The organism is Maridesulfovibrio pacificus (SeqCode), assembly GCF_048612815.1.
Classification (GTDB): Bacteria; Desulfobacterota; Desulfovibrionia; order Desulfovibrionales; family Desulfovibrionaceae; genus Maridesulfovibrio; species Maridesulfovibrio pacificus.
Map to the genome: position 1 here is coordinate 541,519 of NZ_JBLZNE010000001.1, position 25,448 is coordinate 566,966.

Genomic DNA, 25,448 nt, shown 5'->3' on the forward strand with positions numbered 1-25,448 from the left:
AAAGCCCCAGAACATGCTGTTCCGGGGCTTTCGAGTTTAAGTCTTTTACCAGTTGATTTGATAAAAGTTCATCAAGCCGCCTACAACTAGATAGATACCTATCGCAACTGCGCTGAGTCCGATTACATACGATAGAACTCTTCGGACTGCGGGTACGTCTTCGTAGGTCATGCTTTCAAGCTTTCCGCTGACCACTAAACGAGATATCCAAGCGGGGCGTTCCTCTACTGTTAATTTGAGATTTGCATCACCAGCAAACATTGACTGGTCCATAGGGAAATTATGCCGCCGCAAATGGGCAACGGCAAAATGGATGATGAATACATGCAGCATGGCAAGTCCTGCCTCAATACGATGTATCCACAGGGCGACATTGAGAGTCCAGCCTTTGAAGAACGCAGTAGTGTCAAGGGGGGAATAAAGCATAAGGCCGGTTATTCCCAGTATTGTCATGCCCCAAAACACTGCCCAGTAGTCAAATTTCTCCCAATATCCCCAGCGTTCAAACCGCGGGGCTTTACCGCCGAACATCCAGCCTAAATGACTGAAGAACTGTTTCAAATCCCTGCCTTGCGGCCAGAGAGTGTCTCCGGCGTGCAGATTATTAGTAAAGGAGATAAACAGTGCATACGCGATATGGCACACAAAAAGGAAAAGCATGAATAGTCCCACGTACTTGTGTACCATAAGGCATCCTTCATAGCCTCCCAATGGTTTCGCAAGCATCTTTCCCCATGCTGTTTCAATGTACATTCTGGCTGTACCGGTGAAGGCCTGCACCAGAAAGGAACACATCAGCAGGATGTGGAACAGCTTTTGTGTCGGGGTGAATCTTATAATCCTCATTTGTCACCCCCTTTGTGTTTACGGGTGAATAGTTCGCGCAGCATCCAAAGTCCGGTATGGGGCAGGAATATTGCGAACGTTCCAACAGCAATTGCCAGCATGATCCATACAGCCCAGAACAGAGCGGGGAAACTTTCAGCGGTTCCGGCCATAATAGGTGATGGTTCGTGCACAACGAACATTGCAAAAGAAGCGCTTGCTCCCTCGTGACACTTGGCGCAGACATAAGCATGCCTGCGAATGGGGTTCAGAGGTGAGTAATAATAATTAACCCCCGCAATTGGTTCGCCGGCGTGACATTGACGGCAACTGATGTTGTTCCGGGTGGTATGGCGATTATTACGCGCTTCAACCTTATGGCAATTTTCGCACGACTGGTGTGCATAATTTTTTATCAAAGCATGAGCGTCTGCTTGATAGGATGCGTCGGAACCGCGCCCTCCAGTGCTGATCACCCCGGAAGGAGAATTCCACTGCTTGAACGGGCTGCCCCGGCCGGGTTTAACTTCATATTGCTGATAATAGCCCGTGCTTGCTTCCCGAAGCTTGTATCGGTTAGCTCCAGCAAGTTCTTCTTGCGCCGTACACGGCTGTGCAAGGAAGAGTCCCGCAATAAGCAGGGCCATATAGAGTGCAAATCTTTGCATGAGTGCCCCTATTTATATACATTTACCGGCTGTATAACCTTGCCCTGCGGCGCAGGCATGGAGGCTAACTCTTCAAACCTTTTTTGTAACTCGACCAGATTGTCATCCTTATGTCGGTGGCAGGTCTGACAGGAGTTAGGATTCTCAGGATTTTTGATTGTTTCTGAAGGTAATAATGTCTTAAAGACATGACTGTGAATATCTGCTGATTCCGCACTTTTGGCGATGCGCGGCATATGACAGCCGACACAATTGGCAAAGGAATGAATGGAGTGTGCCATATTGCTGTTTTGCTGTTTATGGCAAGTCAGGCATGATGCAGAACCGGCGGCCTTGGTCTGAAAGCGTGTTGCAGGCATCCCCAGTTCATGTACAGAGTGACAGGACGTACAGGTTACGCCTTCTCTGCGGTGTTCAGACTTGAGCCAGTCAATATACTGTTGGTGGTGAGCTTTTGAAAACTCATTGGGATAGACATGTTTCTTATCGCCGCTGGCGTAAGAGGTTGAAACATAGAATGGTTCAAGAGCCTTTCCGGGAGTATATCCGACTGCCCATCCAGCACCCTTTTGCATCGTCGATTTTCCCCTGTTGTGACAACTTCCGCAAATCTGAACAGCCGTCCCACGGGGCAGTTTGGCAGGGTTGATGATAGTTTCACGTTTTTCAAAGAGGGCAGTTTTAGGGAGCGCGGCATGCCAGGAACCAGCCCCGTGACACGCTTCACAGCCTACTCCTGGCTCAGAGAATGTTCCTTTAGAAGGATCATTCTCATCAAGTTTTGCGCCGGTGGTATGGCAGCCACCACACTTGAGCAGCCAAGGACGCTTGTCCCAATCGTTGTCATGATAATTTACCCAGCGTCCCGTTTCGGTATTGAACTGGATCGGTGAGATGTAAAGAACGCCGTCTTTTTCAACGACGTAGCGCTGCTTCCATTCATTACCGAGTGTGTACTTGATTTCATCTTTCTTCGGAAAATATATTTTGTCCAAGGGGGTTTTAAGTTTGCCGTTTTCTTCGAGCTTTTTGAAATCAGCCATAATAACTTTAAGGTTGATATCTACAATGAAGGCATCTGCATTTTTGGTTACATCTTGAGCCATTCGGCTGTGATTGGTGATTTTCCATGAATCGTAGTGCTCAAGATGGCAGGTTTTACAGTTTTCCGAACCTACAAAAGTTTTGGGTTGAGAGGTGATTTTAGCAACATTGACCGATTCACCTGAAGAGCATCCGCTTACAAGCAGGGCTAGCAGGGCAGCACAAACATGAATAATACTCGTTCTACTCATACTCATCTCCTTGGTTGAAACAAATTTAAAAGTTATCTCTTCAATCCAACGTACTATTGAGCAAAGATGCTATTCTGGTATTTTGGGTAATACATTAACATGAATATGGAGATAAACACAGAGATAGGTAGATTTAATGCAGGAATATTGGGTAGAGCAGGTGATGGATTTGTCAGAAGCGTCTAACTAACTGTGTTCACAGTGATTTATGTGTGTTTAAGATAAAAAAGGGTTAGCTCCAACAGGAGCTAACCCTTTTCAATTCTAAAAACTTCAACCAACTATGCAAACTTATTCCTTATTAACATCCATTGCATACTTGTCCATGTGTACTTATGTAGCTTGATGAACCCTTTTGTTTTTCAAAAAGGGTAAAAATGATGCGGTTAATATTGTTGAATTTTATATAATAATATATGCAGGACTTTAATTATGAATGAATCTTGAGGGTGAGCATGATTATGAAAAGGGTCTTGTATTTAGGGGTGTTCGCATTTTTTATGAGTATAGTCTCAGCTTCTGCGGGTGATCGGCTGACTGTGTTAACCGAAGATTGGCCCCCTTATAGTTATGAATCAGATGGTAGGGTTGAAGGTCTAAGTACTGACCTTGTGGTGCAGACTCTTTCACGTGCCGGTCTCGAATATTCTCTTCGTATTAAGCCTTGGAAACGCGCGTATAAAGAAACATTACGCAAAAAATCGACCCTTTTATATACAACCAGTCGTACGGAGCAGCGTGAAAAAATGTTCAAGTGGGTGGGGCCGCTGTTTCCTAGAAAAATAGTTTTATATCGCTTGAAGAAAAACAAACATATCGTGGTTAATTCGTTTGATGATTTACGTAAGTATAAGATTGGGGTTTTGCGCGGCGGGTCGGTTGAAGAGATTTTGAAAGCGCGTGGATTTGAGCTGGGGTGTAATTATGATGAGGCCACAACGAACAAGCAGAATATCCTTAAATTGTTTTTAAATCGTATTGATCTCATCCCCGGATCGGAAGTGACTATGGCGCATAGGATGAAGTCGACATCACATAGATTTAGTGATTTGGAAAAGGCTTTTGTTTTAGTTGATCAGGGTGGTTATTATATAGCGATCAATAAAGAGACGCCTGATGATGTTGTGAAAAGAATTCAGGGAGCTTTCGACTCTTTGGTGGCTGAAGGGGGTAGGGAGAGAGTTATCAAAACATATTTAGGAGATTTAGAGCATTAGGAATCAATAGATTGTTTTGATTTATTAGATTGTTATTCTTCTCCGCCGGTCTTTTTATTAATACTGAAGAGAGTTGCGTTTATGTAGGATATTCCATGTGGAATGTCCTTTTTTATGGGCTGAACGAAGTGTTTTTTAGATTGTTGTACAATTATGTAAAATAGCCTCGGAATTATTTTGTTGTTTTGCGACTTAAAACGTATAAAATTTAAAAAAATGATAAAATTTTAGAATTAAATTTAACAAATAACGTTTTTGTTGAACGTAACCTCTGGTAAAACTCCTGACTGGACAATTTTATGCATTTGCGGGTGTTAAAATCCTGCGTTTTTTAGAGGGATTTGGTTTTGTGGTTTTTAACTTGCTTATATTCTGAGGTGTTATCTTGTTTAAGCAGGATATGGCATGCAAATTGTTTTACTGCATAACCAAATAAAAAACATATGATAAAGGGGTAGTACTAATGTTTGAAGCACCATATTTACTTTTTCTCGGAGACGCTCCGGATGCTCTGGCTGCGAAAATGGCTCAGGGCATCTATGACTGGAGGCCTGAAGCTGTTGCCGGACAGTTTCGTATGGAAGAGTGTGGAGCAGATCTCGGAATCAAGGATCTTTCTATTAAAGAAGCAGCTGAGGCAGGAGTTAAGACTCTTGTCATCGGCGTTGTAAACCGTGGCGGAATTATTTCAGAAGGTTGGAAATCCATCCTTGTGGAAGCTCTTGAAGCCGGAATGGATATCGCATCCGGATTGCATACCCTTCTGCGTGACCAGCCTGAGCTTGTTGAAGCTGCTGAGAAGAACGGCTGTTCTTTGCACGATGTACGTATTCCTACTGTTAAGTATCCTATTGCAAATGGTAAGAACCGCAGTGGTAAGCGTTGTCTTGCTGTCGGCACCGATTGCTCTGTTGGTAAAATGTACACCACACTCGCTATGGATCGCGAAATGAAAAAGCAGGGCCGTAAGTCCACTTTCCGTGCTACCGGACAGACTGGTATTCTGATCGAAGGCAACGGTGTGCCGCTTGATGCTGTTATTGCGGATTTTATGGCCGGTTCTGTGGAATATCTTACTCCTGAAAATGATGCAGATCACTGGGATTTCATCGAAGGTCAGGGTAGTCTTTTTCATGCCTCATATTCCGGAGTAACCATGGCTCTGATTCACGGCGGTCAGCCTGATGCTCTGATTCTCTGCCACGAGCCCACTCGTGAGCATATGCGCGGTCTGCCTGATTATACCCTGCCTTCTCTTGAACAGCTTCGTGAACTGGCTCTGCCGATTGCTAAAGTTGTTAATCCTGATTGCAAGGCTGTGGCCTGCTCCATCAATACCCAGCACCTGTCTGAGGATGAGGCTCTCACCTATCTTGCTGAAGTTGAAAAACAGATGGGTATTCCCGCTGTTGATCCTTTCCGTCAGGGTGCAGAACGTCTGGTTGAGGCTCTGGGTTAATGAAAATCTCGGTAACAAAAGACGTTTTCCCGCTGGCGCAGGTTTTCACTATTGCGCGCGGATCTCGGACCGAAGCTGTTGTGCTGCGGGTCGAGATTGAAGAAGACGGTTTTACCGGGCGTGGGGAATGCGTTCCCTACGCCCGTTACAACGAAACCGTTGATTCTGTATCCGCCCAGATTGAAGGGCTGAAGACTCCTATTACCCGTGAAGAGTTGCAGTCTGCACTTCCTGCCGGGGCGGCGCGTAATGCCGTGGATTGCGCTCTTTGGGATCTGGAAGCTAAGAAGGCCGGAGTTCCGGTATGGAAACTGGCTGGAATCAGCGAACCTACCCCGGAAGTTACTGCTTATACACTTTCCCTTGGAACCCCTGAGAAGATGGAAGCTCAGGCTGCGGAAAATGCGAGCCGTCCATTGCTTAAAACCAAGCTTGGCGGCGGGATTGAAGATATTGCCCGTATTGAAGCTGTGCGCAGGGGAGCTCCTGATGCCCGCATCATTGTGGATGCAAATGAAGGCTGGACTGCCGACATTTATCGTGAGATGGCTCCCGTGCTGGTTCGGCTTGGTGTGGAAATGGTGGAACAGCCCCTTCCCGCTTCAGATGATGAAGCCCTGCTGGATATTGAAAGGGTTCTGCCTGTCTGTGCGGATGAATCCTGTCATGACCGTGAATCCCTGCCTGCGTTGAAAGGCAAATATGATATGATTAATATCAAGCTGGATAAGACCGGAGGGTTGACCGAAGCGATCAAACTGCGTGAAGCAGCTCTTGCTGAGGGGTATAAGGTTATGGTCGGTTGCATGGTCGGGTCGTCTTTGGCAATGGCACCTGCTGTACTGGTTGCCAGCGGTGCTGATGTTGTAGACCTTGACGGGCCTTTACTTTTGGCAGAAGACAGGGAATCCCCTTTGGAATACGATGACAAATTTGTCTTTCCCCCGCAGAGTTCTTTGTGGGGCTAGTAGTTAATCTCTCATATTGGAATAAGTGAAAAAAATGAGTCGTATTGTATACGTAAATGGTGCTTACGTACCTGAAGAAGAGGCAATGGTTTCTGTTTTTGACCGTGGTTTTCTGTTTGCTGACGGTATTTACGAAGTTACCGCTGTAGTGGATGGAAAAATCTGTGAATGGGAAGGTCATATCGGTCGTCTTGAGCGTTCTCTCGGCGAAATCGGCATGGCAATGCCCATGAGCGCTGATGAACTTCTCGAAGTTCACCGCGAAATTGTTAAGCGTAACAACCTTGAAGAAGGTGCGATTTACCTGCAGGTTACCCGTGGGGCCACTGATCGTGATTTCGTTATGCCCGAAGGTCTTGAGCAGACTGTTGTTCTCTTTACTCAAGCCAAGAAACTCACTGGTGAAAAATCCGGTCTGCGTGTGATTTCTGTTCCCGATATCCGTTGGGGCCGCCGCGATATCAAGACCGTCCAGCTTCTGGCTGCTTCTCTGGTTAAAACCGAAGCCAAGAAGAAAGGTAAGGATGATGCATGGATGGTTGAGGACGGCTTCGTAACAGAAGGTTCTTCCAACAATACCTACATTGTTACCAAAGAAGGAAAGATTATTACCCGTAACCTTTCCAACTCTATTCTGCCCGGTATTACCCGTAAATCCGTACTTCGTCTTGTTGAAGAACTGGATATGGAAATTGAAGAGCGTCCTTTCACTATTGAGGAAGCCCAGAATGCTGCCGAAGCTTTTATGACCGCTGCTACTTCTTTTGTTACTCCGGTTATTGAAGTGGATGGAGTTGAGCTTAACGGTGGTACCCCCGGACCCGTCAGCAAGCGTCTTGGTGAAGTTTATATCGAGGAAAGCCGCAAAGCTTCCTGTTAAGAATATTTGCGTAACTTGGGGAAGTTAACGCTCCTGAACAGACAGCAGTCTGTGTTTACTGACTGAAAGGCGGTCCGTTTCTTTTGAAACGGACCGCCTGTTTTGTTTTTATGGTGCAGTTGGATTTGTTGTAATAGTTTTACATGAAATGATGGTGGCTTGTAATATTGGTTAAAGCTATGCTACATTTGATGTAATGCTGGTACGAAATAAATATAATATTTTTTCAGGGTTTAAGTTAGTTCTTAAGCTTTTGGTCTGTTTTATTTTATTGTTATTTCTTGCTTTGTCTTATGATTTGGCCGTTGCTGCAAATAAGACTGTTGTTGTGGTCAATAGTTATAACCGTGATTTCAAATGGGTAAAAGAGCATAACGGTATTTTAAAAAGAGGCCTTTCGGGTGTGGCCGATGTGTTTTGCCATTATCTTGATTTCAAGAGACTCAGCAAAGAACAGGCTGAGCGAAATGTTGAGGCTGTCAAAAATATTCTGGTTGAACAAAAGCCCACGGTCGTGGTTCTGACTGATGATTATGCCTTGAAATATTTAGGCCAATTCCTTGTAGACCGTGATATTCCGGTGGTTTTTTTAGGTATTAACGGTAATGCGCGTGGGTATGTGAAGAACATTCGTAAGATTACTGGAGTCTTTGAAAGGCCACTTGTTAAACGTTCTGTGGCCTATTTAACGGAGATTGTCGGACCGGGTAAGTATCTTGTCCTCATGGATGACAGTCTGAGTTCAAGGGTTTTTGTGCAGGAATCTCTCAGGGGAGATCAGAGCTTTAACGTATCCGGAACCCATGCGGATATTTTGCTTATTCAGAATTTTCGAGGTTGGCAGGAACAGGTCAAAGCCGCTTCGGATGCTGGATACTCCTGCATAATAATCGGTACTTATCATATTTTTAAAGATAAGCAGGGGAATCATATCCCCAGCACAGAGGTCATAAAGTGGACCTCAAAACATGCTCCGGTTCCTGTTTTTGCTCTTTGGGATTTTTCTGTGGGTCAGGGTAAGGCTGTTGGGGGGTATGTCCTTTCTGGAATTGCTCAGGGCCGTGAAGCCCTGAGAATGGTTAAAAGAATTTTAGCAGGCGAAAAGACAGAAAGTATTCAACCTGTTATAGGTAAAAGAGGGCAATTGCTCTTCAGCGGTCCTGAAATGACACGTTGGAATATAACTATACCGGAATCGCTGAGTTCGAAGGGATTTCAAATCAAGATAATCCGTTGATTTCGAGTGGCTAGCTTATTATTCGTGCTGCGGCCTGCGCACATTTCTCTCCATCCAGAGCAGCGGAAATTATTCCGCCTGCATATCCTGCACCTTCTCCACAAGGGAAGAGTCCCTTAATCTGTACATGTTCCAATGTTTCCCGGTCACGCGGGATACGTACCGGGGAACTGGTGCGAGATTCCACCGCCAGTACTTTGGCTTCGTTAGAGTCGAATCCTTTAAATTTTTTACCCAATTCTTTTAGTCCGTTGCGCAATGCTTCAGATTGGATAAATGGCAGTAACTCATGCACCGGAGCTGAATACGTGCCGGGGATGTATGATGTCTTGGGGATTGATTTTGATACACGCCCATCGATGAAGTCGTTTACCCGTTGAGCCGGGGCTTGCTGGGTGACTCCATCTCCGGCGGCGAACATGTTTTTCTCCGCAGCCGCCTGATATTTTAAAGCGCAGAAAGGATCGCCGGGGTTTTCCAGATCTTCGATTTTTACTTCAGCCACCAAACCTGCGTTAGCAAAAGGAGCATTGCGTGCGGCAAGGCTCATACCGTTCAGGACCAGTTCTCCCGGAGCTGTTGATGCCGGGACAATGTAGCCGCCCGGACACATGCAGAAAGAGAATACACCGCGCCCCATAGCTTGAGTTGAAATGCGGTAGCTTGCTGCGGGAAGGTTTTCGTGGCGCGGGGATTGGTGGTAAAAAATTTTATCGATCAATGGTTGGGGGTGTTCAATACGCACGCCTAAAGCAAAAGGCTTCGCTTCAATTTTTATATACTGATCGGCAAGGGCATAAAAAATGTCACGTGCTGAATGTCCGGTTGCTAAGATTACAGCATCGGCGCTGATCTCATTACCTCCGGCAATTACTCCGGCCATACGGTCCCCTTCAAGAATAAATGAATCCACACGGGTGTTGAAGTGGACTTCGCCGCCACAGGATATGATGTCATCACGCATTTTGCTTACGATGCGAGGCAGTACGTTTGAACCGAGGTGCGGGTGCGCATCGATACGTATGTCTCCGGGGGCACCGTTTGCAATGAGCAGATCAAGGATGCGACCTACATTGCCTCGTTTGGTTGCTCGTGTGTAGAGCTTGCCGTCGGAATAGGTTCCGGCACCACCTTCCCCGAAGCAATAGTTTGAGTCCGGGTTGACCAGCCCTTCAGTGTAGATCTTTTTCAGGTCCTTACGGCGGTCATTTACAGTGCGTCCGCGTTCAATAATGATGGGCTTTATTCCGTGTTCCAGCAGAGTCAGTGCTGCGAAATAGCCGGCAGGTCCGGCCCCGGCAATGACAACCTGCTTGCCGTTTAAGGGCAGGGGAGTGAATACAGATTTTTGCGGTTCCACGGTTTCAGGGTCGCCGATTGCAACTTGCAGGATAAAGTGCGGTTTGCGGGAGCGCGCATCGATTGAGCGGCGCAGAACACGTGTGGAAATATCTTTATTGTCCGGCAGCCCGGCAGCCTTAAGAGCTTTTTTGCGGATGGCACCGGGAAGATTGATTTGCTCGGGATTGATTTTGATCTGTACTTTTACCTGTTTCATGGCAGCAGCCCTCTTTAATTATTGAATTCCGCCTACCTCTACCGACTGATCTGCTAAAGTCAATGTAAATTATGCAGGGCATGGTTTTCAGCTATTTGGCTGATTGTCTTTCCTGATAACTAAGTTACCACTTTTACATGGAGTTCGGTCTTAAATTGAAATTAAATTGTATGAAGACATGTAAATGTTAGTATGAGGAGTAAACAGATGAAAGTAACAGTAGTCAATGGAAGTGCCAGAGTAAAAGGTAATTCACATGCTATTGTGGATGCATTGTGTGAAGGGTTTGCTGAAGATGCGGAAATAAAGTCGTATGAATTGTCTAAAATGAAAAACAGTGGCTGTCTCGGTTGCATGTCCTGCAAAGGAAAAACCGAACGTTGCATCATACAGGATGATCTTACCTCTGTTTATGAAGAGATACATGAAAGCGACGTACTCGTTCTGGCTAGTCCGGTCTATTTCGGAGATGTTAGCGGGCAGGCTAAAATCTTCATTGACCGGCTTTATCATTTATTTACCCCTGATTTTCATGATGGGTTCGATCCTGAAGGCGGAGTAATTGAAGAGAAGATGCACCTCTACAGTAGGCTTAAGAGAGGAGTTAAATTTGTGTTTATCACTTCGCAGGGGGCTGTGAGGGAAGATATGTACGCTGATATTCAGGCACGTTATCCGTTGTTTTTTAAATATCTTGGGTTTGATGAAGTGTATTCAATCCGGGGGCTCGGTGATTCTGTTGCCTTTCCGGATGGTAATCGTATAGAAGAGGCACTTGAGCAGGCAAAAGAGCTTGGTAAGCGTTTAAGTATTTAGAATATCGATAAGTACGCAGCCTTCGGGCATAGTCACTGCCTTTGTTAAAAATAGAACAATTGTAGGCATATTTTAAGAAAATAATAAGCCGTCACCATTCAGGTGGCGGCTTTTTTTGTTTAAAAATTACAGAATTATTATTTTGGAATGTAAAATAAATAGAGATTGTGAAAATTGGCGTAAAGTTTATTTAAATGTGAAAAAAAGAATTAATAAAAAACAGTTGACGAGGGCACTTTTAGGCGTATGTTTTCGTCAACGTCTTTTCAAAAGGAGCTAAGAAATGGCACTTGAATTGTATTTTGCGCTTACTTTATTATTTTTTGTTTCTGTTAGCGCAGTAGTTGAAGCAGAACAGTATGTTGAGGATAATGTTTTATTTAAATCAAAAAGAATTAATGGTGTTTTTCAGATGTTGAAGGATAAAATTGCAAAGTTTTATCAACATGATGATGAATTTTACTGTTTTTTCAAAAAAGATGCATTTGATTTGAATTAATTGAGATAGTTCTCATTCAAATTAAATACAAAAACCCCGTTCTGGTAACAGAGCGGGGTTTTTGTATTTCTGCTGAAAATTAGTTTGCGGAGCAATGATAAGAGGTGTAATTGTTGTGCTTATTGACTGATAGCGCCTCCGGCAGAGAAGGAAATGCTGATGAATAGTCTTCTGAAAATACAGCTTGCGGTTTTTGCCCTTGTTTCAGCTTCTTTTACCAATATCTATCTTCCTCAACCTGTTCTGCCTATTCTGCAGTCCGAATTTCAAATCACCCCTGTGCAGGCCTCTTTTGCGGTCTCATTTGTAATTCTTGGGATAGTGCTGTCCAATCTTTTTTTCGGCTACCTTTCGGATAGGTATCCGGTCAAACCGATAATTTTTGCCGGTGGTGTTTTCGTTGCTGCCGGTGGTTTTGTTTGTTCTCTGACCAATAATTATACGGTTCTTGTTGGTTCGAGGCTGCTGCAAGGTCTTTTTATCCCTGCTTTGACCACCAGCATTGCCGCATGGCTGGCCCGCACTCTTCCAGCAAAACGCTTAAGCGTTGTCATGGGTTCATATGTATCGGCAACGATTCTGGGCGGGTTGGGGGGGAGACTGTTGGGAGGTTGGATTCATCCTCCTCTCCATTGGCGGTATGCATTTGCCACAGCTTCAGTGCTTATTCTGGTCACGACTTTGATGGCTGTGCTGATCCTGCCCGCCAGCGGAGAAAAAGAGATTGAAGATGTTCGTACCAGCAACGGCAAGGAAACATATTTTTCACTACTTAAGCGCAAAGAGCTTCTTCTGATCTATGCATGCGGGGCCGGTAGTCTTTTGATTTTTTCCCCGGTTTTCAACTACCTGCCATATAGGCTTTCGCATCCGCCGTTCGATCTTTCCACTGAGACCATTACTCTTGTTTATCTGGTATACATTCTCGGTATTTTTCTTGGTCCCCTTGCCGGAAGACTCAGCAGCCAGTTTGGCGGAGGGGTGATGCTGCTTTCCAGTTCGGTTCTTCTGGGAACTTCGCTTTTGCTGCTTTTGCTCCCTTCAATCACAGCTGTTGTTTTTGGCTTGCTGGGAGTCTGTGCGGGCTTTTTTACTATTCACACAGTGGCGGTAGTTCTTTTGAATCGTAAACTGACCTGCAGTCATGGCAAAGCCAATGCTCTGTATGTTTTGTTTTATTATAGTGGAGGCTGGTTAGGTATTACAGGTGCTGGCTTTGCGTATGAATATGCGGGCTGGCAAGGTGTGATCATATTTTTAGCATTCTTTTTGATTATTCCGATCAGTGCAGGGTTGCTTGAGCGAAGGATAGAAAATAGACCATAGTCGGGTGATCTTTAATATAGTGGTGTTGTTTAGGTCGTTAATTAGATGGGTTTTTATTAGGCAGAAATGCCTGTTTTGTTTGGGACTGAATTTCTGTTCAGTTTGCTTCGTGTAGTTAATCCAGTAGCTTGATAGCATGCAATGAATGTGAATATAAAATGTGAAAAAAAGAATTAAGTGAATCTCATTGACGAGGGGTTTTTTCTGCGTACACTAAAAGTAAGTTCTTAGAAAAAAGAAATTTTAAAAGAAATTTTTGATTGTACTTTTAGTTGTAGGAGCGTTTTTTATGTTTATGTGCTGGTTATGCGGAATTGCAAGAATTGTAGAAGATGTCTTTTTTGCTAATGCTGAGAAGGCTTGCGTTGTTGTTGAAAGAACCAGTCGTGAAAATAAACTAAGAAATCGTTACAACGGTAAATATTAAAACATATCGATAGTCATTCCTCCTGAGAGATGCAGGCCGTAGTTCTTTTTTGAACTACGGCCTGTCTTTTTTTGTACTGTTTAATCGCAACCATGGGCCAAGCGTATTGCGTCAGCGCGCATACGGGCTTTTGAGTATAGGGCTATTGCGGCTACAGCTCGGTCGCAGACTGGAAAGACCGGAACCCCGTTTTCAAGCAGTTTATCTCTTAAGGGGTCATAAAGCCTGCCGCCGTCTACAATTGCAAGTATCGGCTTATCGCTTTTTTTGACGATTTGAATGAGCAGGTTGCCCAGGGAATTTTCTTCTTCCATTGAAAAAGCCGGAATTGTCGGCTCAGCCAAGGTGTGCATGGACGGGGAAAGCGGGTCCAGACCGATTACAATGGAATCAACCGCTGGATCTTTAGCAAGTATTTCAGCCATACTGGCGTGGATTACGTCATTTGATCCCGGAGTGAGATCGAGAGGATTCTGGATGGTTACCAGAGCTTTCAGTCTGTTTTTTTCGAGAATATCATCTATGGTATTGATAGATTCTTCACTGAACCGGGCCAATTCAATATCATAGTCATCGGATTGAATGGAATCAGCCATTCCCACTGCTTCGAATCCGGCGCCGCTGACAGCAGCAAGCCTATCGCCGCAAATGGTTTTGTTGCTCAGCTTTTCCGCCAGCATGAAAAGGTCCTGAAATTCCTGAAAGGTGCGGGCTACGATCGCTCCGGCTTGTCGCACGCAGCTTTCGCAGACCATGTAATCGCCAGCCAGAGAAGCGGTGTGTCCGCTGGTGGCGGTTTTGCCTTCCGGAGTCCTTCCGGCTTTGTAAAAGACTACTTCCTTGCCGTTCATTACTGCCTGCCGCACGGCTGTGCAGAATTCCAATCCGTCAAGATCGTTGAATCCTTCTGCATAAACTGCAATGACGTCTACTTCCTCTGAATCTTTAAAGTAATGGATCATGTCACCAAGGGTCAGGTCCGTCTGATTGCCCATGGAAATCATGTATGCCGGATTAAGTTCCGGGCATTGGCTGTAGCGAAAAACCATAAAGGCTCCGCTTTGGCTGATCAGAGCAGAACGCTGGTATGGCGCGTTGCGGTCTTTGGGTAGCTTTTCGTCTGGAATGAACCATGTGTCATACCCGCCGGGGCGTGAAACTACTCCCATGCAGTTCGCTCCGATAAAGACCGGTCCGCCGTCAGCTTCAGCATGTTTTTCATTGATGCTGGCAATGACCTGTTCCGCCCGCTCTTTACTGTCCTCGGTTTCACCCATGCCTCCCGGAATGAGCATTACGCTCTTGGCGCAGTCCAGTTCAATCACCTTGTCAACGAGATCGGGAACATGCTGGGCAGCAATGGCGACCACTAAGAGATCAAGCTGATGATCCAATGCATCAAAGCTCGGGACACAACGCACACCGTCAACATCATTACAACCTTCACGAATAACAACTACGTCTTCTTTTGCGTATCCTTCAGCCAGAACATTATCGAGGATGATACGTCCGAAGTTTCTTCTGGTGGAGGAAACCCCGATTATGCCGATTTTTTGCGGATGAAGCAGGTTGTGGATCTTTTCTACAGGACGGGCCAGAGGCATTTGATCCGGTCTGGAAAAACGACACAAACCGTCCAGAGGCACCATCAGATACTCGGTAAAAGCGAAGGGGTTGATTTCCAGTTCTTCAATGACGAATTCAGCTTTGGGGTTGGATGGAGAAAAGTATTTACCCATTTCAATGAAAGAATCAAAGCATTCAATAAGCTGTTCATCGGTAACAATCCGGCGCTGCCCGCGAGTTAGTCCTGCCAGCTTTTTATATGAGATGGTGTTCTTGAAGAGCTGAAAAAATGATTGTCCATCCACCATTTTTACTGATGCGGCAACAATGGCTTGTCCTTTACGGAAGCGTTCAGCGTAAAGTTCGGTGTCGGTTCCCCCGAGTCCGGCACTGATGATGGTTCCGAATTCTCTGGTCCGGCGCAGGCCTACAATGAGTTCGTTGCCGAAAGAATCAGAATCCGGGGGCATGAACTGGACCTGAAGAACTCCTCTGAGGTCACGGCTGATGGCCTTGATCAGTGCTTCTCCGTGCAGATCTTTGTACTCTTCGGGTGCGTGGTCAGGGTCTCTTTCTATATATGATGCGAAGTTTTCCGGTACTTCATACATCATGCCGCGTACAGCGGAACGGATCTTTGACGGTTCTTTTTTTACAATGCGCACTCCTCCAACTTCCGTTTTATGGACGATAGTAGGGGATACTATTTTCAGCACTGCTTTTTCGCCCGGTATGGAGGTCAGTTCTTCATCTGAAAAACGTGCACCGCGCGGCAGCAGGTTTGCGGCAGGCGGTGTTTCAGCACCGGAGTTCGCCAGCAGGTTGTATACTTCATATTCAAAAAGATAATCACGGCCTTCATTGTCAGCATTGCCGAACAGGTCGTTGATAGCTTCAAAGCTGATTTCATTTTCGATAAACATGTGTACTCACTTTGCATGAATTTAAGTTCTGAGCATTGTATGCCATATCTTCTTTAAAGGGTACAAGACGGATTTTGACGTATTTAGGGCATTTTATCAGAAATCAGTACAGGGCGGACCCGAGTCTTCTGACTCGGGTCCGCCCTGCTGCATATTATGTATTTCGAAGGGGGCGAATGAGGGCGCTGAACGACCGCATACTTCGTTGAATCGTAGATATCGGACTTTTTCATGAACCGAGTTCTCTCCGGAAAATTGTTTTGTACCCATATAGCAAGGAGGCAGTATTAATGACAACGGACTCCGGTTTTCTGGAGGATGAGCAACTCGAAGCAGAAAAGGTTCGTGAAGAACAGCGTAGGATAAACGAACAGTTTCTTTCAGATGTACGGGCTACATTTAATACCCCGCACGGCAAGAGGATCTTCACCTTTTTGTTGGAGCAGGGCGGGGTGAATGCGGTTTTATTCGCAAAGAAAAACGATATCTTCCGCAATGTGGCTGTGCATGATTTTGTTGTTGAAAATGTCCTCGGCCCGGTTATCAGTGCCGATGAGGAAATTTACCTTTCCATTATCCGTGAACGGGCTGAACAAATTAGAAAAGAAGAGGAGGAAGATAAATGATGGATTTTCCGGTCGGTAATGATCCGCAACCGGATCATTACTCTCCGCAGGCAAAGGTGAAAGACGATCTACCAGAGCCGGTACTTGGCGGTGAAGGCTTGCTGGAAGATGAGTTTGCCGAGGATCAGGATGGCCCCATTGTAGAGGAAGCCGAGATGCTGTTGGATAATCCGGTTCCAAATGCGCCGGAAGCGTACGAGCTTGACTATGGCATGCCGGACGGGATTGATCCTTATGTGGATCGTCAGTTCCGGCAGTTTGCTCACGAAAACGGGGTCAGCGGAGAAATGGCTCAAAAACTGGTGGATTTTCATAACTCGCTTGAATCGGCTCGTTATCAGGACCACCAGACTCAGGCTGGCGAGTGGGAGAGACAAACCCGTGCGCTTCCCGGCTGGCACGGTAATAATTACCGCAAGAATATGGGGGTAGCCAATAAGGGCCTGCAGGCTTTTGCCTCTCCGGTTCTTGCTAAAATGATCAGGGAATCCGGGTATTCCTGTCATCCTGAGGTTGTTAAAGCCTTTTACAATGTAGGCAGGCGTCTCACTGAAGACTCATACGTGGATAGTAATAGAAATACTCCCCGTAAGAAGACAATCGGGGAAATTCTTTATCCCAACCAGCCGATCTAATAATAGCGCGAAGCGCACCGAAATATAGAACGCTTGAAGCGTCACACAATTAAGAGCTCCCAAGAGGGCCGAATCTCGTAAGGAGAATTAATTATGGCAACTCTTGGTATGAATGCACTTACCCTTTCCGACTGGAGCGGACGTCTTGATCCTAACGGTAAAGTATCCGAGATCACGGAAGTTCTGGCCCACACCAACGAAATTCTTGATGACGCAGCATGGGTGGAAGGCAACCTGCCTACCGGACACCGTACTACCGTACGTACTGACCTGCCTACTGTAAGCTGGCGTAAACTTAACTACGGTATCAAGCCCAGTAAGTCCCGCACCAAGCAGATTGATGACACCTGCGGCATGCTTGAATCCTATGCGGAAATGGACAAAGCCCTTTCCGATCTCAACGGTCATTCTTCCAATTTCCGTACTTCTGAGGAGCGCGCTTTCCTTGAAGCCATGAACAAGGAATTTGCAGACACCTTTGTCTACGGTGATACCGCGCTGGAGCCTGAAAAATTCCTCGGCCTTGCACCGCGCTTCAATTCCCTTGAGGATAAGAACGTCATCGACTTCGGTGGTACCGGTAACAATTGCACTTCTATTTGGATTGTGTGCTGGTCGGATCAGACCGTCCATTTCACCTTTCCTAAAGGCAGTTCCAACGGTCTGAGTCATAAGGATCTCGGCGAAGTGACTCTCGAAGACACCAACGGCGGTAAGTATCAGGGACTGCGAACCCATTACAAATGGACTCCCGGACTTGTTGTTCGCGACTGGCGTTATGTGGTGCGTATTGCTTCCATTGATCCCAAAAACATCGGTTCCAATTCTCTGCGCCATGCGTTGATTGAAGGCTTGAATTTGATCCCCAATACCAACATGGGCAGAACCGCCATTTACTGCAACCAGACTGTGAAAACACTGCTTGATATTGAAGCGTCTGACAAAAACAACGTCATGCTCAAGACCGAGAACTGGGAAGGCAAACCCGTAACCACCTTCTGGGGTTGTCCGGTACGCCGCGTGGATTCCATTCTCAACACCGAAGCAGCTCTCAGTGCGTAATTAAAAGGAGTAAAGAATATGTATCTTGATAAAGAACTTTGTTTTTGTGAAGAGCAGGCCGTTACTGCCAGCGCGGTTTCCCAGAATGTTATCAATGTAGGTGAAGATTGCGGTTCCGGTGGTAATGTCAGACTCAAGGTAATGGTTGATGGTGAAGATTTTGCTACTTTGACCAGCTTGCGTGTGGGCGTACAGGCTTCCGGGACTGATGATTTCTCTCTTTTTGACACTCTTTTCGAATCCGGTTCCATCCCTGTGGCGGAGCTTAAGCAGGGGTATAGCTTTCCACTGCCTTCCCTGCCTGTGACTCATAAAGGATTCTTGCGACTCTCTTTTACTGTAACAGGAAGTAACGCTACCGCCGGTAAGGTCAGCGGCTATCTGATCATGGATGATCAGACCAACGTTTAAGGTGGTTTTTTAAGTGAAATACGTCTGTAAAAAAGATTGTTACGTGAGGAATCCGCAAGGTAAATTGCAGCATTTCAAAGCTGGAATGAGTGTTGATTATGCTGACGGTGTTGATGTTGCGGAGCACTTCGAACCTGTGGGCGGGGCAAAAGCCAAACCTGCTTCCAAAAGAATAATGCCTAGAATGAAAAAGGAGAGCACTAAATAGTTTGGTTTTAGCATTTTGAATCAATACAATATTAAACTCCCCGGTCTTTATGGATCGGGGAGTTTTTTTGTAAGTAGATAGTTATGTTACAGGAGATACAAAGCCTGCAGGTTTGATGGCCAGCAATGATTCTGTAAGGGCTCCTGCTACTTTCTCCGCAGTATTGCCGATGAGCAGGCCGGCTATACCGGAACGAGCCACACTTCCCATAACAACTATGTCCATTTTCTTCTCAAGTGCATATTCCGGTATCAATATTCCGGGGTCGCCATGCATGATTACTTTGCGTGGTTCTTCAGGGAAAGAAGTGGCCTCAATTAAGCTGTTAAAAGCTGTTTCGCTGCTGTTTTTTTCATAATCCAGATATTTTTCCACTTCTGATTCTGAGAAATACGGGTTGGCGGTGACACCTTCCAGATAGCCTTTCCAGCAGTGCATTACATGCAGTTTGCCGCCAAGGACACGGTTCAGTTCTGCTGCATGTTTGAGGATGTCTCTGTTCAAAGACTCATTTCCTGGCGAGTTGTCGAACGGTCCTACTGCGGCAAGAATTCTTACCGCTCCACGCCATAGGTGACCATGATGAATCCAGACCGGACAAGGGCATTTTCTTAGCAGGTGCATGACAGTGCTGTCCGGAGTTTTATCGTGAGCAGTTTGCGGGCTAATTACCAGATCATATTTGTTTTCGTTAACCGCTTTAATGCACTCAATGAAACCTTTGCCCCAGCGAAGTGAAAATTTTATGCGGCTTTGTTCTATGTTTTCTTCGTCCAAGGCAGATTGCAAGTTGGCGTTGTGTCCATCGAGGATATATTTTTTTAAATCCTTTCCCTGAGTGTTGAAATAGTCGAGTGCAGATGTTTTGGGGTTTTTGAAAACATGCAGGACGGTAAGAGAAGCCTCGCTTTTGTCCGCGAAATCAAGAGCGTGTTTTATCAGGGGAGTTTCTATTTCAGTACCAAGGTAAAGTAAGATCTGTTTTGTCATATAACCCTCTTTTGATTTAAACCTGTTCCTTTTCACTCTCGCAACTGTCAGTAGAGCCGTTCAGAAATACTTTTGGAGCATCGGCGTCCTTGTCACATACCATCCAGTAACATCCTCCTAAGGCGAGGATTATTAGTCCTAGGGAGATGGCTTGCATGTAGCCGATTTCCTTGAAATCAAGCACAATTACTTTTCGGGCAGCGGCCATCAATGCTGTGGCTATAACAAGTTTTAGATGAATCATCTTGTATTCAAGATATATTATTATGTTTGCAAATATTTCGATGGCAATCAGCACAGCCATGAAAGCTCCGAAGGTTGCCAAGATATCATTTATATTTAACAGGTAGATTGGGGGTGTTTTTATTCGCTGGTAAAGGACCCAGATCACATCAAGTATTCCCCAGATTATGACAAGAGTCATCAGTATTGCCAGAATGCGCACAGAAAAGCGTATCATTGCCCATAATCTTCCTATCATAGGATCAGAGCATGGGTTTGCGGAAGTTTTTTTGTCGAAGAAGAACATAAGTTAACCTCGTTCGGTCTGTGGAGAATATTGCCAATCTACTTTAGCAGTTAATATTTATAAAAAACAGTGGGGCGGATAATAATTTTTCAAATTGTAAAGTTGCGCAGAATTTGTTGGCCCATTTTGTCTTGCGTAGATTTAGCCCGTAAACTGTGCTAGTTATATTCTATGACGAAAGTAATATGCGAACATATTCGTGGTGAATTATTGCGGCTATGCTGGCTTGCCGTTTTTTTTCTTTTTATGGTTTTTCCTGCCCGAGCTGAGGACGTCCGCCATGTTTTGGTTCTTCATTCTTACCACTCGGGGATGTCTTGGGTTGCTAATATTGAAAAAGGGATTCGTGATACCTTACTGGTCCCGCCTTATAATGATCTGGTTCTGCATATCGAATATATGGATACCAAACGGCATTATTCGGCTAAACATTATGCTAGAATCAAAAATCTGCTCGAAGCAAAATTTAAAAGTATAAATCTGTCCTTAATTCTGTCTTCCGACAACAATGCTTTTGATTTCCTATTGGAAAATCGTAATGAGCTGTTTCCCGGTGTGCCGATGGTCTTTTGCGGAGTGAATAATTTTTCAGATGATCAAATCAAAGGAGTAAAAGGAATCACGGGGGTGGCGGAAGTTATGTCATCGCGTGAGACCGTGGAATGTATTCTGAAGCAGTTACCGGAAACGAAATCCATCTATGTTGTTAATGATTATCTCAAAACCGGTAGGGCTTGGGAGGCCACAATAAAGAGGAATCTGGCCCCTTTCAAAGATCGTGTCAGTATTGAATATAATGATAACCTCACCATTGCAGGCTTGCGGGAAAAAATTCAGTCTATGAAATCGGGCAGTGTTGTATTGCTTGGTGTTTATTATTCAGATCGGGATGGTAAATATGTAACATATGAGAAACTGGGCAGCATACTTACACAGAATAGTCCGGTTCCAGTATATTGTCTTCTGCGCTTTAACCTTCGTGACGGTGTAATAGGCGGTAAAGTCATTAGTGGTTATCATCAAGGCGTGATGATGAGCGAAGTTGCCCACAAGGTTCTTGACGGGGAGAAAACAGATGACATCCCGGTCATTAAGATCGGAGCCAATGCGTTTATTTTTGATTGGCAATCTCTAAATAAATACGGAATCCCTATTGAGTCACTCCCTGAAGAAAGCGTTGTCCTTAACGAGCCTTTTTCCTTTTATGAAGAATATTTTTATCTCGTGTGGAGTACTGTCTTTGTTTTCGCATTCATGATTGTTCTCGTTATTGTTTTAATTAAGAATGTTATAGCTCTGCACAAAGCCCGTAAGGATCTTGAGCATTCGGAGATTAAATATCGTTCCATATTTGACAATGCTCAGGAGGGGATTTTCCAGACCAGTGTTGAAGGAAGAGTTTTGGCTGCTAACGCTGCGTTTGCTGCAATATTTGGTTACGACTCCCCGGAAGAAGTTATTGAAGTTGTAGATAACGTTGGGAAGAAACTTTACCTGAATGAAGTCGACCGCAATGCTTTGCTTGCAGCAATGCAGGAAACAGGAACTCTTTCTGGTTTTGAAGTGAAAATGAAGTGTAAGGGCGGTGAGATCGTTTGGATTACTATGAATGCCCGTAAGACGACAGACTTAAATGGAAAGGTTATCTTTGAAGGTTCCATCGTGGATATATCAGAAAGGAAGCTTAATGAGCAGCGTATAATCCAGTCCGAGAAGATGATGTCTGTCGGCGGCCTTGCTGCGGGAATGGCGCACGAAATTAATAATCCTTTGGCAGCCATCGTTGGTGCAGTTCAGAATCTGCAAAAGCGTTTGGCGAGTGAAAGTAAAAAAAATATCATGATTGCAGAAGAGTGCGGAATATCGTTTTCAGCAATTACAGAATATCTGGAACGAAGAGATTGTTTAAAATTTCTGGATGGTATTTATGAATCAGGACTCAGGGCTGCAACAATTGTGCGCGGAATGCTTAGTTTCAGTCGCAAAAGTGGTAGTGATTTTGCCTCACACAATTTGAGTTCAATTGTTGAGAATGCTTTAAGTTTGATTATGAAGGATTATGATTACAATAGAAATTATGATTTCAGGAAAATAAAAATAATTAAGGAATTTGATTCTCCAAATTCATTGATAAAATGTGATGAAGTTGAAATTCAGCAGGTTGTATTGAATTTATTGAAAAACGGTGCTGAAGCCATGGGCGAGAAGTCCTATGTAGAGGACGGGCCGTGTTTTGTCCTGCGTATTCGTGAATATATGGCCATGGCTGTGCTGGAGATAGAAGACAATGGTCCCGGCATGGACGAGGAGGTTCGTAAACGGATACTTGAACCGTTCTACACAACAAAGTCAGTGGGGAAGGGGACCGGTCTGGGGCTTTCGATCTCATATTTCATTATAACCAGACGTCATAACGGTTCCATGGAGGTTTTTTCCGAGCCCGGTAAAGGCACACGTTTTGTCGTCCGACTGCCTCTTTATAAAGGATAAATTTCCGCAAAATATTTCAATTACAGAAAGCAGTTTGGGCGGACTTGAGTTGAGTTACTCAGGTCCGCCTTCGATTTTATCCTGACTATGAAAAGGAGATCGTAATAAAGCGTATTTCCGAAACATATCAGGAAAAATATGGCTGTTTCAGAAGTTAAAATTTGTAATCTTGCCCTACGTAAACTTGGGGCAAGACTTATTGAATCGTTAAGCGACAGTTCGCAGGAGGCTGTTACTTGCAATCTTTTTTATGATCAGGTTCGCGATGCGGTCCTCCGTGAGCATCCATGGAATTTTGCCGCTTCACGCATAAGACTGGCTAAGCTTGCAGACAATCCGGCTTTCGGTTTTGTCCATCAGTACCAGCTCCCTTCAGATTGCCTGCATCTCAGACAGCTTAATTCCCCGGATGATGAGTTTGTGGTTGAAGGAGATAAAATCCTAACTGACCGTGATGGTGCTTCTGCTGTTTACACTATGAAAGTGACTAATCCGGTTCTTTTTGATCCTTCATTTGTGATGGCTTTTGCCGCGCGGCTGGCTGCGGAAATGGCTGATGACATTACCGGCTCAACGACCAAGGCACGAGAGATGTGGACCCTCTATCTTAATGCCATGCAGTCTGCGCGCTTGGCGGATTCGGCGGAAGGTCGGGAGGACAATATTCCCAGCGATCCGTGGCTGGAAGCACGGGGAATTCACGGCATGGATTCACCCGTCTGGAGGGCTTAGTTATGTCAGTGTCCCTCATTATGACTAATTTCAGTGCCGGGGAGCTTTCCCCTCGGCTTGGCGGAAGGGTTGATCTTGCTAAGTATTCCAATGGTCTTGCCGAGCTTGAAAATATGCTTACCCATCCCCACGGCGGGGCTTCGCGCAGGACCGGTTTTCGTTTTATCCGTGAGGTTCTGGGGCGTAACCGGCTTCTCGCTACAAGTCTTGATTCCGCAATAGACTGGACTGTAGGCAGCGGCTGGACTGTGTCTTCGGCAAAAGCAACCTGTGATGGCACACAAACAGCTGAATCAACACTTAGCAGAAATTTAGAGCTCGTCGCGGACCGTGTTTATGAGATCAGCTTCAAGGTGACCGGATATAACTCCGGCGCGGTTTGTGTAAGTGCCGGAAGTGGCAGTCTGAGTGAGTCTGTTGCCGCTGACGGAAGCTATGCTTTCCGGTCCAAGGCGGATGCTGATGGATATCTTTCAATTATTGCAGATGCTGATTTTTCCGGTGCTGTCGAGACTGTTCAGGTTCGGGAAACCAATCCTTCGACCCGCCTAATTCCTTTTGAATTTTCCACTGAGCAGGCTTACGTGTTGGAATTTACAGACCGTAACATTCGTATTTTCAAGAATGGCGGGATTGTGGTGGATGAGCAGGGGAGTCCTGTCGAAATAACATCTCCCTATACGGAAAATGATCTGCCGGGAATCCGTTTCACCCAGTCAGCTGATGTAATGTATATCGTTCATCCGGAAGTTCAGCCTTACAAGCTTTCGCGCACATCCCATGTTGATTGGAAGATGGAACTTGTCGCATTCAGTTCTCCGCCGCAAGAGTGGAATAGTGAAAAAGGATTTCCTTCCTGCGTAACCTTCTTTGAGGAGCGGCTCTGTTTTGCTGCCAATCCTTCCAATCCCCAGACGATCTGGATGAGTAAAGCCGGATCGTATGAGGATTTCGCGGTTTCTTCTCCTGTGGTGGATGATGATGCGTGTACCTATACTCTTTCCGCTGATCAGGTGAATGCCATCCGTTGGATGGTTAGTGCCAAGAAATTGATCATGGGCACTTCCGGCGGTGAATGGTGGCTTTCCGGTGGGAGCAGCTTGGATTCAGTTACACCCAACTCGGTTATGGTTCGCCGTGAAACTACCCACGGTTCGGCGGCGATTCCTCCGGTGGTTGTCGGTGGAGTGATGTTATTTTTGCAGCGTGAAGGCAGGACCATCCGTGAGCTTTCCTATTCATTCGAGGCTGATGGTTATACTGCCCCCGATCTGACCATTCTTGCCGAACATTTGACTCGCTCCAACTCCATCACAGAGTGGGCATACCAGCAGTCGCCGGATTCCGTAATCTGGATGACTCGTGATGACGGGGTTATGATTGGCCTGACCTATCAGCGCGAACATGAAGTCGTGGGCTTTCATCGTCATACCACAGACGGTAAATTTCGATCCGTTTGCACCGTCCCCGGACCGACACAGGAGGAAGTGTGGGTTGTTGTTGAAAGGGAAGTCGGCGGCATTTCCCGTAAATATGTTGAGCGCATGGAGAACCAGTTTGTCGGCGAAGGTTCGGTCGATGCTTTCTTTGTGGATTCCGGCCTGACCTATGATCAGGGAGTAGCGGATACAGTTTTCAGCGGACTCGAACATCTGGAAGGTAAAACTGTTTCCGTTCTTGCAGACGGTGCCGTGCGACCTGATGTGGTGGTCAAGGAGGGTGCCATTACCCTTGCTTCCCCTGCCAAGGTAGTCCATGCCGGACTTCCATATATATCCAATATGAAAACGTTGCGTATTGAAGGCGGATCAATGTCCGGTGGAACTGCTCAGGGCCGCAAGAAGAGAGTCTCCCATGTCATTGTGCGATTGTTTCAGTCTCTTGGGTTGCAGGTCGGGTACGACGGGGAACATCTGGAGCGTGCACCGTTCCGTACATCGGCTGATAAGGTTGGTGGTGCTCCGGCTCTGTATACAGGAGACTACGAAGTTAAGTTTAACCGTGGTTATGATCGTGACGGGCAGATTTATATCCGTCAGGATCAACCCTTACCTCTCTCAGTATTGGCTCTTATACCGGAAGTTTCGGTGTATTCGTGAGC

23 protein-coding genes are annotated in these 25,448 nt (G+C 45.6%); 16 read left to right on the forward strand and 7 right to left on the reverse strand.

All coding sequences use genetic code 11. The features are described from left to right. Window positions 1-45: 45 nt before the first annotated feature. From ACNI23_RS02705 to ACNI23_RS02715, 3 genes are read right to left on the reverse strand one after another with little or no spacing between them, the layout of a single operon-like run. A complete protein-coding gene (locus ACNI23_RS02705; RefSeq protein WP_420246581.1) occupies window positions 46-846 on the reverse strand; it encodes a formate dehydrogenase subunit gamma in 801 nt (266 codons plus the stop codon). Further along, window positions 843-1,493, reverse strand: coding sequence for a cytochrome c3 family protein (locus ACNI23_RS02710; RefSeq protein ID WP_420246582.1), 651 nt, complete (start codon window positions 1,491-1,493; stop codon window positions 843-845). The genes ACNI23_RS02705 and ACNI23_RS02710 overlap by 4 nt, the downstream gene beginning before the upstream one ends. A gap of 8 nt (window positions 1,494-1,501) precedes the next feature. Beyond that, window positions 1,502-2,788, reverse strand: coding sequence for a multiheme c-type cytochrome (locus ACNI23_RS02715; RefSeq protein ID WP_420246584.1), 1,287 nt, complete (start codon window positions 2,786-2,788; stop codon window positions 1,502-1,504). Between the two features lie 500 nt (window positions 2,789-3,288). Here ACNI23_RS02715 and ACNI23_RS02720 point away from each other — a divergent pair, with 500 nt between their 5' ends. From ACNI23_RS02720 to ACNI23_RS02740, 5 genes are all read left to right on the forward strand, one after another. Continuing rightward, the gene (locus ACNI23_RS02720; RefSeq protein ID WP_420246586.1) at window positions 3,289-4,005 is read left to right on the forward strand and encodes a substrate-binding periplasmic protein; all 717 of its coding nucleotides are present in this window, start codon (window positions 3,289-3,291) and stop codon (window positions 4,003-4,005) included. A 463-nt stretch (window positions 4,006-4,468) separates the two neighbouring features. After that, window positions 4,469-5,464 (forward strand): N-acetyltransferase DgcN, encoded by a 996-nt coding sequence (gene dgcN / locus ACNI23_RS02725; RefSeq protein WP_420246587.1) that lies wholly within the window; start codon window positions 4,469-4,471, stop codon window positions 5,462-5,464. After that, on the forward strand, window positions 5,464-6,432 hold the full coding sequence (gene dgcA, locus ACNI23_RS02730) for an N-acetyl-D-Glu racemase DgcA (RefSeq protein WP_420246588.1): 969 nt from the start codon (window positions 5,464-5,466) through the stop codon (window positions 6,430-6,432). The genes dgcN and dgcA overlap by 1 nt, the downstream gene beginning before the upstream one ends. A gap of 34 nt (window positions 6,433-6,466) precedes the next feature. Continuing rightward, entirely contained in the window at window positions 6,467-7,312 is an 846-nt protein-coding gene (locus tag ACNI23_RS02735; RefSeq protein WP_420246589.1) for a D-amino-acid transaminase, read from the forward strand. A gap of 403 nt (window positions 7,313-7,715) precedes the next feature. Beyond that, window positions 7,716-8,549, forward strand: coding sequence for an ABC transporter substrate-binding protein (locus ACNI23_RS02740; protein ID WP_420246591.1), 834 nt, complete (start codon window positions 7,716-7,718; stop codon window positions 8,547-8,549). 10 nt (window positions 8,550-8,559) lie between these two features. On the opposite strand, the gene ACNI23_RS02745 is transcribed toward ACNI23_RS02740, so the two are convergent. Beyond that, a complete protein-coding gene (locus ACNI23_RS02745) occupies window positions 8,560-10,107 on the reverse strand; it encodes an NAD(P)/FAD-dependent oxidoreductase (protein ID WP_420246592.1) in 1,548 nt (515 codons plus the stop codon). Between the two features lie 207 nt (window positions 10,108-10,314). On the opposite strand from ACNI23_RS02745, the gene ACNI23_RS02750 reads away from it, so the two are divergent. From ACNI23_RS02750 to ACNI23_RS02760, 3 genes are all read left to right on the forward strand, one after another. Further along, the gene (locus ACNI23_RS02750; protein ID WP_420246594.1) at window positions 10,315-10,923 is read left to right on the forward strand and encodes a flavodoxin family protein; all 609 of its coding nucleotides are present in this window, start codon (window positions 10,315-10,317) and stop codon (window positions 10,921-10,923) included. Window positions 10,924-11,206: 283 nt separating this feature from the next. After that, window positions 11,207-11,422: a hypothetical protein gene (locus ACNI23_RS02755; protein WP_420246595.1), complete on the forward strand. Its 216-nt coding sequence runs from the start codon at window positions 11,207-11,209 to the stop codon at window positions 11,420-11,422. A gap of 159 nt (window positions 11,423-11,581) precedes the next feature. Then, complete coding sequence (locus ACNI23_RS02760; protein ID WP_420246597.1) at window positions 11,582-12,748, forward strand: MFS transporter; 1,167 nt, start codon at window positions 11,582-11,584, stop codon at window positions 12,746-12,748. Between the two features lie 507 nt (window positions 12,749-13,255). Here the strand turns inward: ACNI23_RS02760 and ACNI23_RS02765 are convergent. Continuing rightward, window positions 13,256-15,664, reverse strand: coding sequence for an acetate--CoA ligase family protein (locus ACNI23_RS02765; protein WP_420246599.1), 2,409 nt, complete (start codon window positions 15,662-15,664; stop codon window positions 13,256-13,258). Window positions 15,665-15,954: 290 nt separating this feature from the next. Between ACNI23_RS02765 and ACNI23_RS02770 the strand changes: the two genes are divergently transcribed. The 5 genes from ACNI23_RS02770 (at window position 15,955) to ACNI23_RS02790 (ending at window position 18,606) form a co-directional block, all read left to right on the forward strand. Then, entirely contained in the window at window positions 15,955-16,290 is a 336-nt protein-coding gene (locus ACNI23_RS02770; RefSeq protein ID WP_420246600.1) for a hypothetical protein, read from the forward strand. Beyond that, entirely contained in the window at window positions 16,287-16,925 is a 639-nt protein-coding gene (locus ACNI23_RS02775) for an endoprotease (RefSeq protein ID WP_420246601.1), read from the forward strand. The genes ACNI23_RS02770 and ACNI23_RS02775 overlap by 4 nt, the downstream gene beginning before the upstream one ends. 93 nt (window positions 16,926-17,018) lie before the next feature. Continuing rightward, window positions 17,019-17,987: a major capsid protein gene (locus ACNI23_RS02780; protein WP_420246603.1), complete on the forward strand. Its 969-nt coding sequence runs from the start codon at window positions 17,019-17,021 to the stop codon at window positions 17,985-17,987. A gap of 18 nt (window positions 17,988-18,005) precedes the next feature. Next, on the forward strand, window positions 18,006-18,398 hold the full coding sequence (locus tag ACNI23_RS02785) for a Bbp16 family capsid cement protein (RefSeq protein ID WP_420246604.1): 393 nt from the start codon (window positions 18,006-18,008) through the stop codon (window positions 18,396-18,398). A gap of 13 nt (window positions 18,399-18,411) precedes the next feature. Next, the gene (locus ACNI23_RS02790; protein WP_420246606.1) at window positions 18,412-18,606 is read left to right on the forward strand and encodes a hypothetical protein; all 195 of its coding nucleotides are present in this window, start codon (window positions 18,412-18,414) and stop codon (window positions 18,604-18,606) included. Window positions 18,607-18,687: 81 nt separating this feature from the next. Here ACNI23_RS02790 and ACNI23_RS02795 read toward each other — a convergent pair whose 3' ends face one another. Together ACNI23_RS02795 and ACNI23_RS02800 are read right to left on the reverse strand one after the other, a co-directional pair. Beyond that, window positions 18,688-19,596, reverse strand: coding sequence for a universal stress protein (locus ACNI23_RS02795; RefSeq protein WP_420246608.1), 909 nt, complete (start codon window positions 19,594-19,596; stop codon window positions 18,688-18,690). Window positions 19,597-19,612: 16 nt separating this feature from the next. After that, window positions 19,613-20,056: a phosphate-starvation-inducible PsiE family protein gene (locus tag ACNI23_RS02800; RefSeq protein WP_420246609.1), complete on the reverse strand. Its 444-nt coding sequence runs from the start codon at window positions 20,054-20,056 to the stop codon at window positions 19,613-19,615. A gap of 240 nt (window positions 20,057-20,296) precedes the next feature. Here ACNI23_RS02800 and ACNI23_RS02805 point away from each other — a divergent pair, with 240 nt between their 5' ends. The 3 genes from ACNI23_RS02805 (at window position 20,297) to ACNI23_RS02815 (ending at window position 25,446) form a co-directional block, all read left to right on the forward strand. Next, window positions 20,297-22,615 (forward strand): ABC transporter substrate binding protein, encoded by a 2,319-nt coding sequence (locus ACNI23_RS02805; RefSeq protein WP_420246611.1) that lies wholly within the window; start codon window positions 20,297-20,299, stop codon window positions 22,613-22,615. Between the two features lie 138 nt (window positions 22,616-22,753). After that, complete coding sequence (locus ACNI23_RS02810; RefSeq protein WP_015851320.1) at window positions 22,754-23,347, forward strand: phage connector family protein; 594 nt, start codon at window positions 22,754-22,756, stop codon at window positions 23,345-23,347. A gap of 2 nt (window positions 23,348-23,349) precedes the next feature. Continuing rightward, the gene (locus tag ACNI23_RS02815; RefSeq protein WP_420246612.1) at window positions 23,350-25,446 is read left to right on the forward strand and encodes a phage tail protein; all 2,097 of its coding nucleotides are present in this window, start codon (window positions 23,350-23,352) and stop codon (window positions 25,444-25,446) included. The last annotated feature ends 2 nt before the right edge of the window (window positions 25,447-25,448 follow it).

Bases quoted from the DNA above. Each gene is read 5' to 3' on its own strand.
- dgcN (WP_420246587.1), top strand. From the start codon at position 4,469: ATGTTTGAAGCACCATATTTACTTTTTCTCGGAGACGCTCCGGATGCT.
- ACNI23_RS02800 (WP_420246609.1), bottom strand. From the start codon at position 20,056: ATGATACGCTTTTCTGTGCGCATTCTGGCAATACTGATGACTCTTGTC.
- ACNI23_RS02805 (WP_420246611.1), top strand. From the start codon at position 20,297: ATGACGAAAGTAATATGCGAACATATTCGTGGTGAATTATTGCGGCTA.
- ACNI23_RS02810 (WP_015851320.1), top strand. From the start codon at position 22,754: ATGGCTGTTTCAGAAGTTAAAATTTGTAATCTTGCCCTACGTAAACTT.
- dgcA (WP_420246588.1), top strand. From the start codon at position 5,464: ATGAAAATCTCGGTAACAAAAGACGTTTTCCCGCTGGCGCAGGTTTTC.
- ACNI23_RS02720 (WP_420246586.1), top strand. From the start codon at position 3,289: ATGAGTATAGTCTCAGCTTCTGCGGGTGATCGGCTGACTGTGTTAACC.
- ACNI23_RS02760 (WP_420246597.1), top strand. From the start codon at position 11,582: ATGAATAGTCTTCTGAAAATACAGCTTGCGGTTTTTGCCCTTGTTTCA.
- ACNI23_RS02705 (WP_420246581.1), bottom strand. From the start codon at position 846: ATGAGGATTATAAGATTCACCCCGACACAAAAGCTGTTCCACATCCTG.
- ACNI23_RS02815 (WP_420246612.1), top strand. From the start codon at position 23,350: ATGTCAGTGTCCCTCATTATGACTAATTTCAGTGCCGGGGAGCTTTCC.
- ACNI23_RS02710 (WP_420246582.1), bottom strand. From the start codon at position 1,493: ATGCAAAGATTTGCACTCTATATGGCCCTGCTTATTGCGGGACTCTTC.
- ACNI23_RS02750 (WP_420246594.1), top strand. From the start codon at position 10,315: ATGAAAGTAACAGTAGTCAATGGAAGTGCCAGAGTAAAAGGTAATTCA.
- ACNI23_RS02770 (WP_420246600.1), top strand. From the start codon at position 15,955: ATGACAACGGACTCCGGTTTTCTGGAGGATGAGCAACTCGAAGCAGAA.
- ACNI23_RS02775 (WP_420246601.1), top strand. From the start codon at position 16,287: ATGATGGATTTTCCGGTCGGTAATGATCCGCAACCGGATCATTACTCT.
- ACNI23_RS02715 (WP_420246584.1), bottom strand. From the start codon at position 2,788: ATGAGTAGAACGAGTATTATTCATGTTTGTGCTGCCCTGCTAGCCCTG.
- ACNI23_RS02765 (WP_420246599.1), bottom strand. From the start codon at position 15,664: ATGTTTATCGAAAATGAAATCAGCTTTGAAGCTATCAACGACCTGTTC.
- ACNI23_RS02795 (WP_420246608.1), bottom strand. From the start codon at position 19,596: ATGACAAAACAGATCTTACTTTACCTTGGTACTGAAATAGAAACTCCC.
- ACNI23_RS02755 (WP_420246595.1), top strand. From the start codon at position 11,207: ATGGCACTTGAATTGTATTTTGCGCTTACTTTATTATTTTTTGTTTCT.
- ACNI23_RS02735 (WP_420246589.1), top strand. From the start codon at position 6,467: ATGAGTCGTATTGTATACGTAAATGGTGCTTACGTACCTGAAGAAGAG.
- ACNI23_RS02785 (WP_420246604.1), top strand. From the start codon at position 18,006: ATGTATCTTGATAAAGAACTTTGTTTTTGTGAAGAGCAGGCCGTTACT.
- ACNI23_RS02745 (WP_420246592.1), bottom strand. From the start codon at position 10,107: ATGAAACAGGTAAAAGTACAGATCAAAATCAATCCCGAGCAAATCAAT.
- ACNI23_RS02780 (WP_420246603.1), top strand. From the start codon at position 17,019: ATGGCAACTCTTGGTATGAATGCACTTACCCTTTCCGACTGGAGCGGA.